Genomic DNA, 15,748 nt, shown 5'->3' with positions numbered 1-15,748 from the left:
CTCCTGACCTGTCCGCTGCGCGGCCAGACCGTGCTCCTGACCTGTCCGCTGCGCGGCCAGACCGTGCTCCTGACCTGTCCGCTGCGCGGCCAGGTAGCGGTCCAGCCGCTCGCGCCAGGTGATGCCCGTGATCCGCTCGGCGGCCTGGCTGACCAGGTATGCGGCCAGGTAGCGCTCGGCCGGTTCCACGTCGCACACGCTGAGCAGCTGGTAGAGGATGTTGGTGGCGAAGCGGTACACCACGAACTCCCGGGCGAACGGCACCTTCTCGAAGTCCACCTTGCGCAGCTGCTCGTGGTACGCGCTGAACTCGGTGCGCTGCGCCGGGTCCCACTGGCGCAGGGTGCGCTCGTCGCCGACCTGGCGGGCCCGGTCGGTGTAGGCGGCGCCGGGCACCAGCGGCAGCTCGCCGCGGTCGAAGGCGGGTTCGGCGGCGGCGCGGGCGGCCTGGGTCCAGTCCAGCCAGGCCGCCTCGACCGGTGACTGCGCGCGGCCGTCGGCGACCCGGGTGACCAGGTCGGTGACCGCGGGGGCGTGCCGGTCCCAGTGCCGGGCGTAGGTCTGGCGCAGGGTGCCGTCCGGGTCGTGGAAGAGCAGGAAGTCCTCCAGATGCGACAGGAACGACTGGTGCCCGGCGCCCAGCCCGAGCGGGTAGCGCCCGGCGTGCGCGGCCATCGACACCAGCAGCAGCCACACCCGGGCCCCGGCGACGTCGCCGCGCTGGCCGAGGTGCGCCAGCGACGCCGACACCGCGGGCATGCCCAGGCGCAGCAGCTCGTTACGGCATTCGACGGCGGCGGGCCCGCCCAGCAGCGATTCCAGCGCCGTGGTCTGCGGCAGCACGATGCTGACGGTGTTGTCCGGCCAGATCGGCGTGTACGGCGGCGGGACCAGCTCGACCCGGCCGGCTATCGCGGCCCGGTGCAGCAGCTCGGCGTCGCTGGTCACGGCCTTGGAGCCGCGCGTGACCAGGTGCGTGCGCAGCCGGTCGGCGACCAGCGCGGCGGCGTCTGCCACGGCGGCGGGCTCGCCGCGCAGGCAGACCCGCACGTGCGGGCCGTGCAGCCAGTGCCGTTCCAGGTGCGTCGCGACGCCGGTGGTCTCCGCCAGCGCGGGCAGCACCGCGTCGCGCAGCAGCGGCGCCTTGACGGCGTCGTAGTAGTGGCAGATGACGTCCAGGCCATCGTGCGTGGTCATCGTGTGCTTCCCTTCCGGTAGACCTCGGTGACGAGCTCGACGACCCGCCCGTCGGGATTGCCCGAGCCGGGCACGGGCAACGCCTCCTCGACGCGGACGCCGCGGTCATGCCGCACCAGCAGTTTCGGCAGGTTGCGCAGGTGCAGCGCGTTGCCGAAGTCGACGTACTGCGGCTTGTGCTGGCCCATGTAGCGCTGGAAGTCGTCGGCGCTCTTCATCTCGCCGCCCTCCGGGCCGATGAACAGCTCGGCCGGCAGCCCGTGCCGGGCCAGCCACGCGGCGGCGGCCTCGGCGGGCACGTCGCCCTCGGCGGCCATCGCGGCCTTGAACGCCTCGACGTCGTCGGCGGGCACCCGCCACGACCGGCGGGCCAGGACGATGTCGCGGTGCCGCAGCCGGGGCCGGACCCGCACGTCGCCGACCTTGCGGCTGGGCGCGAGGTGGTTCAGCGACGCCAGGCCGCTGGACAGGTCGAGATACAGCGGCACGAACCGGTCCGGCAGGATGAACGGCACCAGGAAGCCCAGGTAGAGCACGTCGAGCGTGTCGCCGCTGGGCGTGTGGCGCAGGCGCACCTGGTCGGTGGCCGGGTCGTGCCAGATCTCCAGCTGGTCCACCGCGATCGAGCTCCAGGCCGGGTCCTCGGCGATCTCGTCGTCGACGACCAGCGGGTGCAGGTTGGCGTTGAAGCCGCTGACGGGCCGCCACTGCGCCACCCGGGCGCCGGGCCCGAAGCCGCGGCGCACCTGGGCGGCGACCTTGGCCCGCGCCTGCGGCGCGATCAGGTCGAGGAACCGGCTGGTGAACCGGCCCCAGCCGCCGTAGATGTGGTTGAGCACCAGCTCGGTGCGCCCGTTGCCGGCGACCGGCTGCACGAAGAAGCTGTACGACGCCGGCCGTGCCCGCACCCAGCCGGGCAGCGCCTCGGCGGCCAGCCGTACGGCCTCGTCGCTGAGGATCCGTTCGGCCGGGTCACCGGCGTTGTCGGCGTCGATGAGCCGGGTGACCGCGGCCCGCGCCTGCCCCAGCTCGATCAGCTGCGGCGAGACGAGTTCGGCGAAACGCGGATGGTCGCTGACCGTGCCACCGAGCGACACCAGCCCGCCGGCCTGCCAGATCAGGCCCATCTCGTGGGCGAACCCGGCCAGGTCGGTGCACCGCCCGCCCGGCCCGTACAGCTGCACGAAGCGGTCCCGGCTGAGCCGGCGGAAGACGAGGTACTGGTCGAACAGCTCCACGACCGGGCCGATCCCGGCCAGGCCCTCGGCGGCGTCGCGGCCGTGCGCGGCGCCCAGCCGCAGCGTGGCCCGCAGGCTGACGTCCTCGCTGAGCACCGGCGACTCCAGCCACTCGGCCCCGGACGCGGCGAACGCCGCCAGCCAGGTCTCGCGCAGCGACGCCAGCGCCCCGACCCGCTGTTCGACCGGCAGCGCCGGGAACGAGGCGGTGCGCTCGTCGATGTCGCGCAGCAGCGCGGCGAGCTCGCCCAGGCCGTACCCATCGAGCCAGGCCGCCGTGGCGGCCACCGCGTCGACGTCCTGCGGGTCGGCCGGGTGGATCGGCACGAGCAGCCCGCCGTCGATGATCTGGCCCAGGTAGCGCCGGGCCACCTCGACGGCGCGGGCGCGCTCGCCCGGCAGCCGCTCGGCCAGCGCCGCGACCAGTTCGGCGGGCGCCGCCCCGGCCGGGCCCGCCGCGCGGACCAGGCTGAGCACCAGCGCGACCGGGGCGCTGTAGGCGAGGCTGACGTCCTCCTCCCGGGCTGCGACGATGCGGTCGCCGTAGCCGAGCGGGGTGTCCCGCCGGTAGTTGACCTTCCCGTCCACCACCCGGATGCTGGGCGCGAGCCGGTACGGCACCCGGTCGCGCAGCCGGACCAGGGCCGCGGTGGCGACCCTGACCAGCAGCGTGCGGTTGGCGCGGGCGACGGCGACCGGCTCGCCGGCCAGCTGCTCGGGCTCGCCGGGCCCGGCCCACTCGCCCCAGGCGACGTAGGTGAACCAGGACAGCGGGCTGGTCTTGGAGTTGACGCGCAGCGCGTACCGCAGCGCGTTGTGCTCGCCCTTGCGGGCGCGTGAGTCGGGGTTGGCGCCGCCGGCGGCCGAGCGGTCGATGCCGCGCAGCAGGTCGGCGCCGGTGAGGGTGACCGCCCTGCGCAGCGGGTCCGCCGCGCAGGTGGCCGCCAGCGCGGCCCGCTCGGCGGCCAGCGCCGAGGGGGCCGCGGCGGACAGCGCCGCGCGGATCGCGGTCACCTCCGCCATCGCGTCCAGCCACTCCCGCAACAGCGGGACCCGGTCCGGCAGGTCGCCGAGCACGTCGAGGATCGCCGGCCGGGGCAGGCGTCCGTTGTGCACGTCGCGCCGCAGCGGCAGCACGACCTTGCGGTGGAAGTCCGCGTCGTGCCCCTCGGCGCTGGCGTAGAGCGCGTCGGCCAGGTCACCGGCCGTCTCGGTCAGCCGGACACGCAGCCGCACGAGCCGGGCCAGGCAGTCGCGGAACTCCGCACCGCCCTCGGGCACGGCGGGGTACGGCAGCGCGGCCAGCCGCACGAGGGCGTACGGCGCCAGCTCGACGGCCTTCCGGTCGTCGGGCCGCCCGGTGCGGGCGGCGGCATCGGCGATGGCGAGCTCGGTCATCCGTACCGCACCCCCTCGTCGCGCCGGAACGCCAGCCTGGCGAGCAGCGCGAACAGGACGGTCCATGCGACGAGCACGCCGATGGTCCAGGTGGGGGCGGCGATCCGGTCGGCGCGGCCGATGATGGCCAGCACCAGGTGCTGGTACTCATGGGTGGGCAGGAAGACCACGACGTCGCGGATCGCCGCCGGCAGCTGCTTGACCGGCACGAACAGCCCGCCCAGGAACGCCAGCAGCATGAACAGGATGTTGGCGACGGTCATCGCGCCCTGCGGCGGGAACCGGTAGCCGATGGCCATGCCGAGCAGCCCGAACGGGATCGCGCCGAGCAGCACCGCGCCGAGCCAGATCGGCCACTGCGACGGCGGCAGCTGAAGGTCGGTGGTGAACACGGCGAGCAGCAGCAGCGGGATCCAGCTGACCAGGTTGAACCCGAGCACGTAGAGCAGCCGCCCGGCGAAGCGGGACAGCGCCGGCAGCGGCAGCACGCGCAGGCGCTGCTCCCACGGGTTCTCGCGGTCGGCGGCGACGCCGGCCGAGAGGCTGACGATGGTCACGTTGAGCGTGGTGAACAGCAGGAACGGCGTGATGACGTACTCGCTGCCCAGGCCGATCTTGGCCAGGCTGGTGGCGTTGGTGTAGCCGAACAGCCCGAAGAAGACCAGCGGGAACAGCAGCGCGGGCACCCAGTAGACGGGCATCCGGCTGGTGTCGCGCAGGTGCGCGCGGGCGTGCAGGAGGACGTGGCGCATGTCAGGACACCCTCTCGGCGAGCGACGGGACCGCGGGGCTGACCGGCACGACGGAGTCGCCGTCGCCGGCGGTGATCGCCCGGATCGCCTCCTCCAGGCCGACGCGCTCGACGCGGATGCCGCGGAACGGCACCCGGTCCAGCACGAGGGCGCGTACGGTCGCGTCAGGATCGGCGGTGTAGATCTTCGTGCGGTTGCCGAGCTGCTCGATGCGCTCGGCCGGGATGGTGGTGAAGGTCAGCGGCGACGTCCCCGCGGGGACCTCCAGCTCGACCAGGTGCAATCCGACCTCGACGATGACGTCGTCGAGGGAGCCGTCGCGGGCGACCTGCCCGTCGGCGATGACGACGATGCGGCTGGCCAGGTGCTCGGCCTCGGCCATGTCGTGGGTGGTGAGCAGGACGGCGCGGCCGCCGGCCGACACCTCGGCGATGGCGGCCCACAGCTGGTCGCGGCTGTCGGCGTCGAGGCCGGTGGTGGGCTCGTCGAGGAAGAGCAGCTCCGGGTTGCCGATGAGGGCGGCGCCCAGGGCGACGCGGCGGCGCTGGCCACCGGAGAGCGTGCCGTTGCGCTTCTTGAGGAACTTCTCCAGACCCAGTCGCTGCACGACCTCATCGCGCGACAGCGGCTTGGGGTAGTGCGCGGCGATCAGGTCGAGGGTCTCGGTGACCGTGAGCCGCCACGGCAGCGCAGTGCGCTGGGGGGTGATGCCGATGCGGGCCTTCACGGCGATGTCGCCCGGGTCGCCCCCGAGCACCTCGACGCGGCCGCTGCTGGGGTGGCGCAGGCCGGACAGCAGTTCGATCATGGTGGACTTGCCGGCCCCGTTGGGGCCGAGTACGGCGGTCACTCCGCGCGAGACCGTGAGCGACACGGCGTTGAGGGCGACCACCTTGCCGAACGTCTTGGTGACGTGTTCAAGGCGAGCTATGACTTCCACGGGTTCTCCCGGAGATGAAAGAGGGGGCACGATGACTCGTGCCCCCTCGGATCGGTGCTGCGGGGTGGTTCAGACCCCGGTTCGTCCGGAGTGCCGGCAGTCCCTGACGCTGCCGTTCCGGTTCAGGTGCCGGCTCAGGCGGCCTCTTCCGGGCTGTCCCCACAGGAGGAGCAGCACGAGGAGCTGCCGCAGCACGACGACGCGCTGCTGCTGGAGCTGCCCGAGGAGGCACCGGTCTCCGGCAGAGCGGCCGAGTCGCGGATCGAGGTCACGGACAGGTCGTCCAGCTCGAGCTCGTCGACGTTGAAGTCTTCGTTCGACATTTGAATTCACCTCATTTCGATGGTTGGAAGGTCGTGGATCCCCCGCCGCTTGGAGAGGAGGAGGCGGCGGGAAGCTCAGGTCACGTGACGTAGCAGCAGGAGCAGGACGCGTTGCCGCTCGTGTTGATCCACGAGGCCCCGGTCTCCGGGAGCGCCATGGAGTCCCGCATCGCCGTGACCGTCAGCGGCCCCAGGTCCAGGTCATCCAGGTCGAACGCGATGTCGTACTCGGGAATCAGGTCCCAGGTGGTCGATGTCTCGGCCATGGTGTTGCACCTCCTTCGGCACTTCGCCCGGACCGTGGCGGGTCCGGCTAGTCGCTGTAGCTGTGTTTCACGTTCATGTTCTTAACTACGCTTGAGATTATTCAAACGTGTGCGGGAAGTCAAGCGGTCCCGCCGTCGTTTTTGGAAGACGATCGCGTCCACCCCCAGGCCCGGCCCTTCTTTTGGCCCCTGACCTGCGCATCACCGTCCGGAGTAGACGGACTGGATCAACCGGCGAGCTGATACCGTGCATGGATGATCACGGGGCAGACGGTGCTGGGCGCCTACTTCCACGCGGCGGACGAGGACACGCGCCCGATCGACACGCTGCCCGCCGGAGTGCTGACCCACCTCTTCTACGCGTTCGCCACCTGCGAGAACGGGCGCTGGCAGCTGCCGCCGTGGGCGCCCGCGCATCGCGCCGCCCTGGCCGCGCGCAAGCAGGACGACCCCGGCCTGCGCATCGTGCTGTCGATCGGCGGCTGGGGCGCCGACGGCTTCTCCGACGCGGCGCTCACGCCGCAGTCCCGCGCCGACTTCGTCGAGCAGTGCCTGGCACTGGCCGACGGGTTCGACGGCCTGGACCTGGACTGGGAGTTCCCCGTCTCCGGCGGCCCTGCCGAGGTGACCCACCGGCCGGAGGACCAGCACCATGCCACCCTCCTCGCCCGGCAGCTCCGTGCCGGCCTCGGCCCGTCCCGGCTGCTGGTCGCCGCGCTGCCGGCCGGCCGGCTGCAGTCGGCGGGCCCGTACGACCCGGCCGACAGCTACGAGCTCGCGGCCTTCGCCGAAACGCTCGACTTCGTCAACCTGATGACCTACGACTTCGGCACCGGCTTCTCGCCGGTCGCCACGTTCAACGCGCCGCTGGCCGAGGTCGACCAGGACCCGCTCGAAGCCGGCCTGCGCCGGTGGAACAACGTCACCGGGGCCGTCGACTACTACGAGCGCCACGGCGTGCCCCGGGACAAGCTCGTGCTGGGCGTGCCGTTCTACGGCCGCGGCTTCCGCGTCGCCTCCGCCGGCGAGCACGCCGGGCTGTACCAGCCCCAGGTCGAGGCCGTGTACATCGGCGACTGGCGCGACATCAGCCGTGACCTGCTGCCCGATCCGGCCTGGCAGCGCCACCGCCATCCGGTGGCCCGCTCGCCGTGGCTGCACCACCCCGGCACCGGGACGTTCGCCAGCTACGAGGACGCGCAGTCCATCGAGGAGCGGGCCGCGTACGCGGCACGGCACGGGCTGCGGGGCGCGTTCACCTGGCATCTCGGCGGGGACGACGACGAGCACACCCTGCTCACGGCGATGACCCGCCCCTTCCGGCCGCACGCCTGACGCCGCCGTCGAGGGCGCAGTTCGGCTCTGAGCGCTCTTGAACGTTTCGGATCACATTGTGGCGTCAGGTGCTCGATTGCCTTTCCGATGTAACACAGACGACATCAGCCCACGGGATTCACGTCGTCACCAGGACATCGGAGCTAAGGAATGGACACCCCATGACCCGAATCATGTCGTCCGACGGTCGCGCACCGGATCCGTCGCCGAGCACCCGGCCGTTGCGGCGGTGGCTGACCGCGCTCGCGGTGACCGCACTCACCGCGACGGCGGGCCTTGTCGTGTCCGCCGCGCCGGCCAGCGCCGCCACCAGCCAGTTCCGGGGCATGAACTGGGCCGTGCTGGGTGACAACTTCAGCACCGGCACGCTCGTCGTGCAGGGTCTGAGCCAGTCCGACAGCAACGCCACGGTGCGGGCCAAGGCCAACGCCCTCTACGACGACATGGCCGCCACCATGGGCGTCAACACCGTCCGGCTGCCCATCAACACCCACACCGTGGCCAACACGACCTGGTGGAACGCCTACCGCGGCGCCATCGACGCCGCCACCGCCCGCGGCTTCAAGGTCATCCTCGCGTACTGGGAGGACGGCGCGGCCTCCGGCGGCAGGATCACCAACCTCGCCGCGTGGAACACGATGTGGTCCAGCGTGACCAGCACGTACGGCTCGAACAGCAGCGTCTACTTCGAGCCGATGAACGAGCCGCACGGCTACACGTCGGCGGAGTGGCGCGACGTCGCGGCGAACTGGCTCAGTTACCACTACTCGGCCCCGCCCGGCCGGGTACTCATCGGCGGCACCGGCTACAGCCAGGACCTGCGCGACGTCTGCAACGACAGCCGCTTCAACGCCACGCTGCTGTCCTTCCACCACTACGCCTTCTTCTACAGCGCGATGACCTACGACGCGTTCCGCACCCACATCCAGACGCGGCTGGGCAGCTGCGCCGCCCGCGCGGTGGCGACCGAGTTCGGCGCGGCCATGCACACCGGTCTCAACTACGCCGACGCCAACAGCACCGACAACTTCGTCCGCCACATCCGCGCCATGGCCCAGGTCATGCGGGACAACCAGATGGGCGGCACCTACTGGCCCGCCCTCGGCGGCAAACCGACCGGCAGCCTCGGCTACGACGGGTACTCGATGTTCGTCTTCAGCGGCAGCGGCACCGACCTCAACCTGAGCATCCGCAACGCCTCCGGCGCCAACCGCGTCCGGTACGGCTGGGGCGACACGGTCGTCGACCCCTCGCCCACACCGACGACGTTCTACCGGATCAACGTCCGGCACAGCGGCAAGGCCATGGACGTGCAGTCCCCGAACACCGACAACGGTGCGCGGATCGGCCAGTACACCTACAACGGCAACGCCTGGCAGCAGTGGCAGTTCGCCGACGCCGGCAGCGGCTACTGGCGCATCGTCAGCCGGCACAGCGGCAAGTGCCTCGACGTGGTGAACGCCTCGACCGCCGACGGTGCCGAGCTGATCCAGTACACCTGCGGCACCGGGACCAACCAGCAGTTCCAGATGGTCGCCAACGGCAGCTGGTTCCAGCTGCGGGCGCGGCACAGCAACAAGTGCGTGGACGTGCCCGCCTCCTCGACCGCGGACGGCGCGATCCTCAAGCAGTACACGTGCAACACCGGCACCAACCAGCAGTGGTCGCGTACGGCCGTCTGACGGTCCTGGTGTCGCCGGGCGGCTCGCGGACAGCAGGTCCGCGAGCCGCCCGTTCTGCTAAGGCTGGGCCACCAGCCGGAACGACTGCGCGCCGGTGCCGTTGCAGGTGTACTGCACCAGCTGCACGCTGTCGGCGGTGGAGGCGGCCGGGACGTCGAGGCACTTGCCGCTGTGCGCGGACACGAAGTGGTAGTAGCCGCCGCCCTCGGCTACGGGTGTCCACTGCTGATTCGCGCCGCCGACGTAGGCCCACAGGTGCACGACCGCGTTGTCCGCGGCCGACACCCCGCTCACGTCGAGGACCTGCGCGGCGTTGTTGCGGTTGTTGATCCGCACGTTGCCGCCGGCGGTGGGCTGGAACAGGTACTGCTGGGCGTTGGAGTTGTTGCAGGTGTACTGCTGGATCGCGGTGCCGTTGGCGGTGCCCGAGGCACGGGCGTCGACACACTTGCCGCTGGTCTTGTTGACGATGCTGTACCAGGTCGTGGCGGAGATCGGCCCGCCGCTGCCGCCGGGTTCGGGGCAGCTGCCGCCGGTGCCGACGGTGTCCACATGTGTGGTCCCCAGGCCCCGGTAGGCGTTGACCCGGTTGCGGGCGACGTCGCCCGAGATCACCTCGTTGCCCGCGAAGTACAGCCAGTCGACCTGCTGGATGTAGGTGCTGCGGCCGCCCGTGTGACCGGCGCTGTCGATGAACCACAGGTTGTAGTTGATCGACATCGGCGTCTCGGGATAGAACTTGTCGCCGTGGTCGGCGACCAGCGCACCGTCGATGTAGTACTTGACCCGGCCTCCGCCGACCTGTGCCACCAGCTCGTGCCAGCCGTTGTGGCTGCGCCGCTGGACAGCATGGACGTTGTCGGCGATCCACGGGTCGGGCTGGTAGGTCTCCCAGGTCGTCTCGAAGAACGCCGGACCCGTCTCGCCCCATCCCCCGTTCGCCAGGTACTCGAAGTCCATCTCGCCGTAGCTCGGGTCCATCGAGTACGCCAGCGGGGTGATCGTGAAGAAGGTCTCCACGACCCGGTCGCCGTCGTTGCCGGAGACCGGCGTGTCGGTGAAGCGGACCCGGCTGGCGTAGGTGCCCTCGAAGAACTTGCGCTGGTGGTAGATCTCCGTCTGCGCCGTTCCCGCGCCGGTGCCGTCCGTCCAGGACGACAGCTGGAGCACCTTCTGCCCGTCCGCGACGGGGAACGTCACGTTGGACGGCAGCCACGAGGCGCCGGGTATGCCCGGTCCCCCGCCGCCGCCGCGCACCGTCCAGTGCCGGGCCGCCAGCGCCGGATCGGCCGACGAGCTGTACTGGAAGTCGTCGAACAGGACACTGCAGCTGGCGGCGGCCGCGGGCAGCGGCTCGGCGACGCTGACCAGTCCGGCGGCGAGCAGCAGCAGCGCCGCACTGGACACAGCGGGTTTTCGGAACACGAGACCTCCCAGGGACGGCGAGCATAATGTTCGCGAGGACATCGAGACAGTGAAAATTATGACTGCGATGCCCGGCGAGTCAATAGTTTTTAGATGGGGAAACGCTCTCCTGAGCCGTACTTGGCACAGGAAGCAGTTCGGGAAGCGCTCTCCCAGCGGCGACGAAGAGGCCCGGCCACACGTCGTGACCGGGCCAGGTGGACGAGCCGGCGTTATTCGTACCGGATTCCCGAGGTGCTGCAGGGCACGGCGACCTCCGCGACGCCCGCCGGGATGACCGCCTGGTCCCTGTCGCCGCGCACGTGGACGAACCGGTCCGGGACACCCAACCCGGCGGTCTGGATCCAGCCCTTGCCGTGCACATGCCCTGCCGCGGTCAGCCGATCGGCCTGGCCCCACGGCGCGAGCGAGCGCACGTAGCGCTGGGTCAGGCCCTCGCCCGAGTCGGCGAACAGATACCGGTCGGCGTAGACGGCACCCTCGTGCAGCCACTCGTAACGCACGACCGGCTTGCGCAGGACCGCCTCGAACCAGGACGCACAGCGCCCCACCAGCTCCGACGGCCCTCCCGTGCTGTCCACCGCCACGCTGCTCGGCCGCTCCGGCAGGTCGTAGAGCTGAGAGTGCAACCGGTCGCCGCGCATCCGGCCGTCGATCAGGTGCACCCCGAAGATGCCCAGACCCGATCGCGTCTGCGGGTCGGCCAGGCTTACGGCGATCAGGAGCGGCGGCTCGTCCCACAGCCGCCAGACCCAGGTGTCCGCCGGCTCGGCGCGCCAGGCGTCGGCGGCCGCGCGCAACGCCGTGATGAACACCTGCTCGGACTCGCTGAGCACACACGGATACTCGTCATCGGCCATGACCGGGAACCACGGTTGATCAACCATGGCCGCGACGGTAACGCCATCAGCGACCTCCGCGCGTGCCCGACCCGGACCGCGGCGGCGTCACTCCGCTGCCTCAGGCCCCTGTGGCAGGTCGGCCGCGGCCCGCACGGCGGACTGGTGCACGGTTTTGCGTTCATGGCGGGCGCGCCGGTCCCAGGCGTCCCACATGCCGTGGGCGATGGCGGCGCGGACCACCCAATAGAGCACGAACAGCGTGACGAGCCCCAGCAACAGGCTGTTCAATCCTTCCGGCATGACGACAACGTTATTCGCCCCCGTCAACTTCTCGCTGGTGCCAAGGCGGTGCTTCGACGCGGACCGCAGGCAGGACACCGTCGCCGCCGCACGGGCCGGTGTCGACGAGTACACCGCGCTGATCGCGCAGTGGCGGGCCGCCTCGCAGGCGGGCTCGCCCGTCGGCGGACCAGCGGCCGCCGCGACCGTCGAATGAAGTCTCGTCGGCGGCAAAACGGCTGGTCGAGCCGCCGGCGTCGGGCCTGGACCCTATCCTCGGGGACATGACGATTCAGCGAATGGACAACGTCGGCATCGTCGTCGACGACCTCGACGCCGCCGTCGCGTTCTTCACCGAACTCGGCATGGAGCTGGAAGGCAGATCGCTGATCGAGGGAAGCTGGGCGGAGAAGGTCGTCGGGCTCGGCGACATGCGCAGCGAGGTCGCGATGATGCGGGTCCCGGACGGGCCGGGCCGGCTCGAACTGGTGACGTACCACAGCCCGAAGATGGTCACCCCCACCCCGGCGGTCACCCCGCCGAACACGCTGGGCCTGCACCGGGTCATGTTCGCCGTGGACGATCTCGAGGACACCCTCGCCCGGCTGCGCCGGCACGGCGCCGAACCCGTCGGCGAGGTGTCCCGCTTCGAGGACAGCTACCTGCTGTGCTACCTGCGCGGGCCGAGCGGGATCATCCTCGCGCTGGCCCAGCAGCTGAACTGAGCCGGACATCCGGTGAGGTGGCCGCGACGCGGCCACCTCACCGGTCGGTTCACAGAACCGGGGACACGGTGGTGATGTCGCCCGGGACCTCGGCGGCGTTCGCCGCGGTGATGAGCTGGTCGATGTTCATCCGGTGGTGGGTGTCGTCCCACGGGTCCCACACGGTGAAGTTGCTCGTGTACTGGCCCGTCTCACCGGCGCTGCTGTCGCTGGAGCCGTACCCGTAGACCACGACCCAGTGGCGCAGCAGGCCGCTGCCCCCGGACGTGCCCCACGGCAGCAACTGCGGCTTGACCAGCAGGATGCTGGGCTGGCCGTTGTCGATGCCGCGGCGCACCCGGTCCAGTCCGTACTCCAGCGGCAGGCCGCCGTCGCCGAACGAGTACCAGCCGTAGGTCTTCAGCCCGGTGCCCACGATCGGCGTGTACGCCGACATGGTCGAGGCCATCCGGTTCGGCAGGGTGCCGGTCGAGGTGGAGCCGGAGTGGCCGGCCAGGGTGGACTGGCTGGGCAGCGGGCTGGCGTCCATCGCCTCCAGCGCGGACTGCATCGCGGCCGGGCCGCACCAGGTGCCGGTCTCCTGCGCCGACCCGTAGAGGCCCACGTTGCCGACGTGCAGTTCCGGACGCTCGCTGCCGCCGACGGTCACGTCGGCGTCGGCCGTGGAGGGACGCCACTTGCTCGCCGTCTCGTAGCCGCTCTGGCATCTTCGCCAGACCCCTGCCCTCATGTAGTTGGTCTGGCAGGTGAACACTCCCCCGTTGTGGGAGACCATGGCCCGGACCGGCATGTCGCTGTCCGGGCGCACCGCGAGCACGGCCCGGGTGGAGGCGCCCGTGCCCTCCAGGCACAGCAGGTAGGTCACGCCGAGGTGGGTCTTGCTCTCGGTGCAGGTCGCGTCCGAGCCGATCGCGGGGCTGCTCTGCCACACCTGCGAGCCGTCGTTGACCGGGGCGACCACGGCGTAGATGTTCTCGTGCGTCGGGCCGGGGTTGACCGGGTCGTACGGGCCGACGAGCCGGACCGCGTTGTTCCAGTTGCCCTCGATGGTGGTGATCCGGCCGTCGGGATCGACGCCGACCACCACCCCGATGTGGTTGCTCGCCCCGGAGCTGCTGCCGAACAGCACCACGTCACCGGGCCGGATGTTGGTCTTGGACCGGAGCAGGCCGCGGGCCTGGCCCCAGCCGTAGAAGCTGCCGCTGTACGGGAAGAACACGTCGATGCCGGCCTGCCGCCAGGTCCAGCTGGCGAACATGGAGCACCAGGCCCACCCGCACTTGACGCCGCTCTGGCCGTACGGGTTGCAGTTGTCGCCCCACTCGTGCGTACCCAGCTGGCTCTTGGCCGCGTTGACGATCTTGTCCCGCTTCTCCCAGTCGATGAAGCTGCCCGGCGCCGGAGTGTTCGGCACGCTGGGGTTGCCCGGCCCGCCGGTCGGCTTGGGGGTGCTGTCGCAGCGGCTCATGACGATGTCGTCGCTGCCGGTGGAGATGTAGTAGTCGGCGACCCACAGCCCGTCGCTGGTCTTGTCCCACACCGCCGAGCCACCGTAGTTGAACTCGCCGTACGCCTGGCAGACGATGGTGACGTAGCTGCCGCCGGGGTACTTGTCCACGGTCGCGGTCGAGTTCAGGCTCTTGCCCGAGTAGCCGTTGAGCGTCGTCTTGGCGAGGTAGCGGTTGCCGCCGCCGGAGGGCCCGTCGTTGTCGCACTTGTTCATGACGATGCCCGACGAGCCGGTGCGCACGTAGAAGTCGGCGACCCACAGCCCGTCGCTGGTCTTGTCCCAGATCGTCGAGCCGCCGTAGTTCGCCTCGCCGTACGCCTGGCACATCACCGTGATGAAGGTGCCCTCGGCGTACCTGTCCACGACCTTGCTCGCGCTGAGGCTCTTGGCGTGGTAACCATTGAGGGTGGTACGCACCTGGAACTGCCGTCCGCCGTTGGGGTTGGTCGTCACCCCGGGCGAGATGCCCAGCGAGGTGCAGGTCGGCACCCCGGGGATGCGACCCGACGTGCCGGTCTGCACGTAGACGTCAGGGATCCAGTAGCCGTCGTAGGTGTAGTCCCACAGCGTGCTGCCTTCCACGGCGATGCCGTAGTCCTGGCACTTGAGGTAGAGCAGGCTGCCGGCCAGGTAGGCGTCGACCCGCACCGTGTCGGCCGGGTTGGCGCTGCCCCGGCCGTTGACGTCGACCTTGGCCGCGTACGGTCCGTGCGGCGAGCCCGCCGAGGCGTGGCCGTCGATGCCCAGCGAGAGGCACCGCGGCACGCCGCTGACGAAACCGCTGGTGCCGGTCTTGACGTACGCGTCGGGAATCCAGTAGCCCTCGCGGGTGTAGTCCCAGATCCCGCTGCCGCCGACCGACGGGCCCGAGTCCTGGCACCGCAGGTAGATCTGCGCGCCCGTCAGGTACGCGTCGATCCGGGTGCGGTCCTCGGGGTTCATGCTGCCTCGGCCGTCGATGGCGGTGGAGGCCGGGTAGGGGCCGTACAGCGGGAAGGTGGGATCCGCGCTGGCCGGCGTGGCTGTCGCCAGGACGGTGACGCCGGTCGACAGCAACATCGACACGACACCTCCCAGCATGATTTTTCGCAGGCGCAAGTGAGGTGCTCCTCGCCGAAGGGATGAGTGCGATCACCGCAACGTCGCAAGATGATCACCGGTGGGCCACCCTAGCAGCGTCCGATCGGTGGAGGTGACCCCTCAACGCCACATCGCTCGGCGAGGACCGAGCCGGTCGCGCAGGCTGGCCGCCTGGTACGGATCCATATTGGAGCCAGCGTCATCAATCTTGTGTGATATATCGCAATATCGGCAAGGATAAGGCTCTGCCACATGCCGCTGCGAGATGGGGGGAAATGCCTTAGCCTGGGCGCCGTGGGTTACTTGGTGCATCCTTCCGGCCGTCTGAACCTCCCCGCAGCCCAGGACGCCGCCGCCGTGGCCGCGGTCAAAGCGGCCTGGCGTGACCGGCGCGGCTGGTACGACCCGCGATCCGAGCACGCCTACCCGCCGAGCGACACGCTGGCCGACATCGCGGAGTTCGCCGCGGCCGCGGTCACCCGCGACGGGGACTGGATCGAGTTCGACCACGACGACGGCAACGACCCCAAGTGGTCGGAGCAGGCCACGGCCTTCTACGTCGCGATCGCGCCGTTCGTGCGCTCCGGGGTCGTCACCATCGAAGGCGAGGACGGCGCCGGCTGGTCCTACACGTACGCCGACGGGCAGATCACCCAGCAGGGCTGGAACGGCTGGGACGGGACGATCGAACCGTTCGGCGAGCAAGTCGACCACCCCGCCGCGTGACCCCCCGGCCGCCGGCGCGGTCAGGTTAAG

General features: G+C 70.8%; 15 protein-coding genes. 5 read left to right on the top strand and 10 right to left on the bottom strand.

All coding sequences use genetic code 11. The annotated features are described in order from the left end of the window. The 6 genes from Cco03nite_RS40240 to Cco03nite_RS40215 form a co-directional block, all read right to left on the bottom strand. A partial coding sequence (locus Cco03nite_RS40240; protein ID WP_203699311.1) for a lantibiotic dehydratase C-terminal domain-containing protein occupies positions 1–1,197 on the bottom strand: 1,197 nt, incomplete at its 3' end. Next, a complete protein-coding gene (locus Cco03nite_RS40235; protein ID WP_203699310.1) occupies positions 1,194–3,833 on the bottom strand; it encodes a lantibiotic dehydratase in 2,640 nt (879 codons plus the stop codon). The genes Cco03nite_RS40240 and Cco03nite_RS40235, both read right to left, overlap by 4 nt. Then, entirely contained in the window at positions 3,830–4,585 is a 756-nt protein-coding gene (locus tag Cco03nite_RS40230) for an ABC transporter permease (protein ID WP_203699309.1), read from the bottom strand. Before Cco03nite_RS40230 ends, Cco03nite_RS40235 begins: the two co-directional genes overlap by 4 nt. A 1-nt stretch (position 4,586) precedes the next feature. Then, positions 4,587–5,525 (bottom strand): ABC transporter ATP-binding protein, encoded by a 939-nt coding sequence (locus tag Cco03nite_RS40225; protein ID WP_203699308.1) that lies wholly within the window; start codon positions 5,523–5,525, stop codon positions 4,587–4,589. A 134-nt stretch (positions 5,526–5,659) separates the two neighbouring features. Then, a complete protein-coding gene (locus Cco03nite_RS40220; RefSeq protein ID WP_203699307.1) occupies positions 5,660–5,848 on the bottom strand; it encodes a thiazolylpeptide-type bacteriocin in 189 nt (62 codons plus the stop codon). An 80-nt stretch (positions 5,849–5,928) separates the two neighbouring features. Continuing rightward, positions 5,929–6,114 carry a thiazolylpeptide-type bacteriocin gene (locus Cco03nite_RS40215; RefSeq protein WP_203699306.1) on the bottom strand — a complete coding sequence of 62 codons (186 nt, stop codon included), beginning with the start codon at positions 6,112–6,114 and terminating at the stop codon, positions 5,929–5,931. Between the two features lie 255 nt (positions 6,115–6,369). On the opposite strand from Cco03nite_RS40215, the gene Cco03nite_RS40210 reads away from it, so the two are divergent. Further along, the gene (locus Cco03nite_RS40210; protein WP_203699305.1) at positions 6,370–7,449 is read left to right on the top strand and encodes a glycoside hydrolase family 18 protein; all 1,080 of its coding nucleotides are present in this window, start codon (positions 6,370–6,372) and stop codon (positions 7,447–7,449) included. Between the two features lie 161 nt (positions 7,450–7,610). Then, positions 7,611–9,131 carry an RICIN domain-containing protein gene (locus Cco03nite_RS40205; RefSeq protein WP_239168051.1) on the top strand — a complete coding sequence of 507 codons (1,521 nt, stop codon included), beginning with the start codon at positions 7,611–7,613 and terminating at the stop codon, positions 9,129–9,131. A 57-nt stretch (positions 9,132–9,188) separates the two neighbouring features. Here the strand turns inward: Cco03nite_RS40205 and Cco03nite_RS40200 are convergent, their stop codons facing one another. The 3 genes from Cco03nite_RS40200 to Cco03nite_RS40190 form a co-directional block, all read right to left on the bottom strand. Further along, positions 9,189–10,556, bottom strand: a complete 1,368-nt coding sequence (locus tag Cco03nite_RS40200) for an RICIN domain-containing protein (protein WP_239168050.1) — start codon at positions 10,554–10,556, stop codon at positions 9,189–9,191. Between the two features lie 212 nt (positions 10,557–10,768). Continuing rightward, a complete protein-coding gene (locus Cco03nite_RS40195; RefSeq protein WP_203699304.1) occupies positions 10,769–11,443 on the bottom strand; it encodes a hypothetical protein in 675 nt (224 codons plus the stop codon). 60 nt (positions 11,444–11,503) lie between these two features. Beyond that, positions 11,504–11,698, bottom strand: coding sequence for a hypothetical protein (locus tag Cco03nite_RS40190; RefSeq protein ID WP_203699303.1), 195 nt, complete (start codon positions 11,696–11,698; stop codon positions 11,504–11,506). Between Cco03nite_RS40190 and Cco03nite_RS40185 the strand changes: the two genes are divergently transcribed. Together Cco03nite_RS40185 and Cco03nite_RS40180 are read left to right on the top strand one after the other, a co-directional pair. Next, on the top strand, positions 11,697–11,894 hold the full coding sequence (locus Cco03nite_RS40185) for a hypothetical protein (protein ID WP_203699302.1): 198 nt from the start codon (positions 11,697–11,699) through the stop codon (positions 11,892–11,894). The genes Cco03nite_RS40190 and Cco03nite_RS40185 overlap by 2 nt on opposite strands. A 67-nt stretch (positions 11,895–11,961) precedes the next feature. Beyond that, a complete protein-coding gene (locus tag Cco03nite_RS40180; protein ID WP_203699301.1) occupies positions 11,962–12,402 on the top strand; it encodes a VOC family protein in 441 nt (146 codons plus the stop codon). Between the two features lie 49 nt (positions 12,403–12,451). On the opposite strand, the gene Cco03nite_RS40175 is transcribed toward Cco03nite_RS40180, so the two are convergent. Further along, positions 12,452–14,971 (bottom strand): CHAP domain-containing protein, encoded by a 2,520-nt coding sequence (locus Cco03nite_RS40175; protein ID WP_239168052.1) that lies wholly within the window; start codon positions 14,969–14,971, stop codon positions 12,452–12,454. 315 nt (positions 14,972–15,286) lie between these two features. Between Cco03nite_RS40175 and Cco03nite_RS40170 the strand changes: the two genes are divergently transcribed. Beyond that, the gene (locus tag Cco03nite_RS40170; protein ID WP_203699299.1) at positions 15,287–15,718 is read left to right on the top strand and encodes a hypothetical protein; all 432 of its coding nucleotides are present in this window, start codon (positions 15,287–15,289) and stop codon (positions 15,716–15,718) included. The last annotated feature ends 30 nt before the right edge of the window (positions 15,719–15,748 follow it).

The organism is Catellatospora coxensis (genome assembly GCF_016862635.1).
GTDB classification, from domain to species: domain Bacteria; phylum Actinomycetota; class Actinomycetes; order Mycobacteriales; family Micromonosporaceae; genus Catellatospora; species Catellatospora coxensis.
Note: the sequence above shows the minus strand (reverse complement) of the source record. Positions and strands in the feature narration are given on the sequence as shown.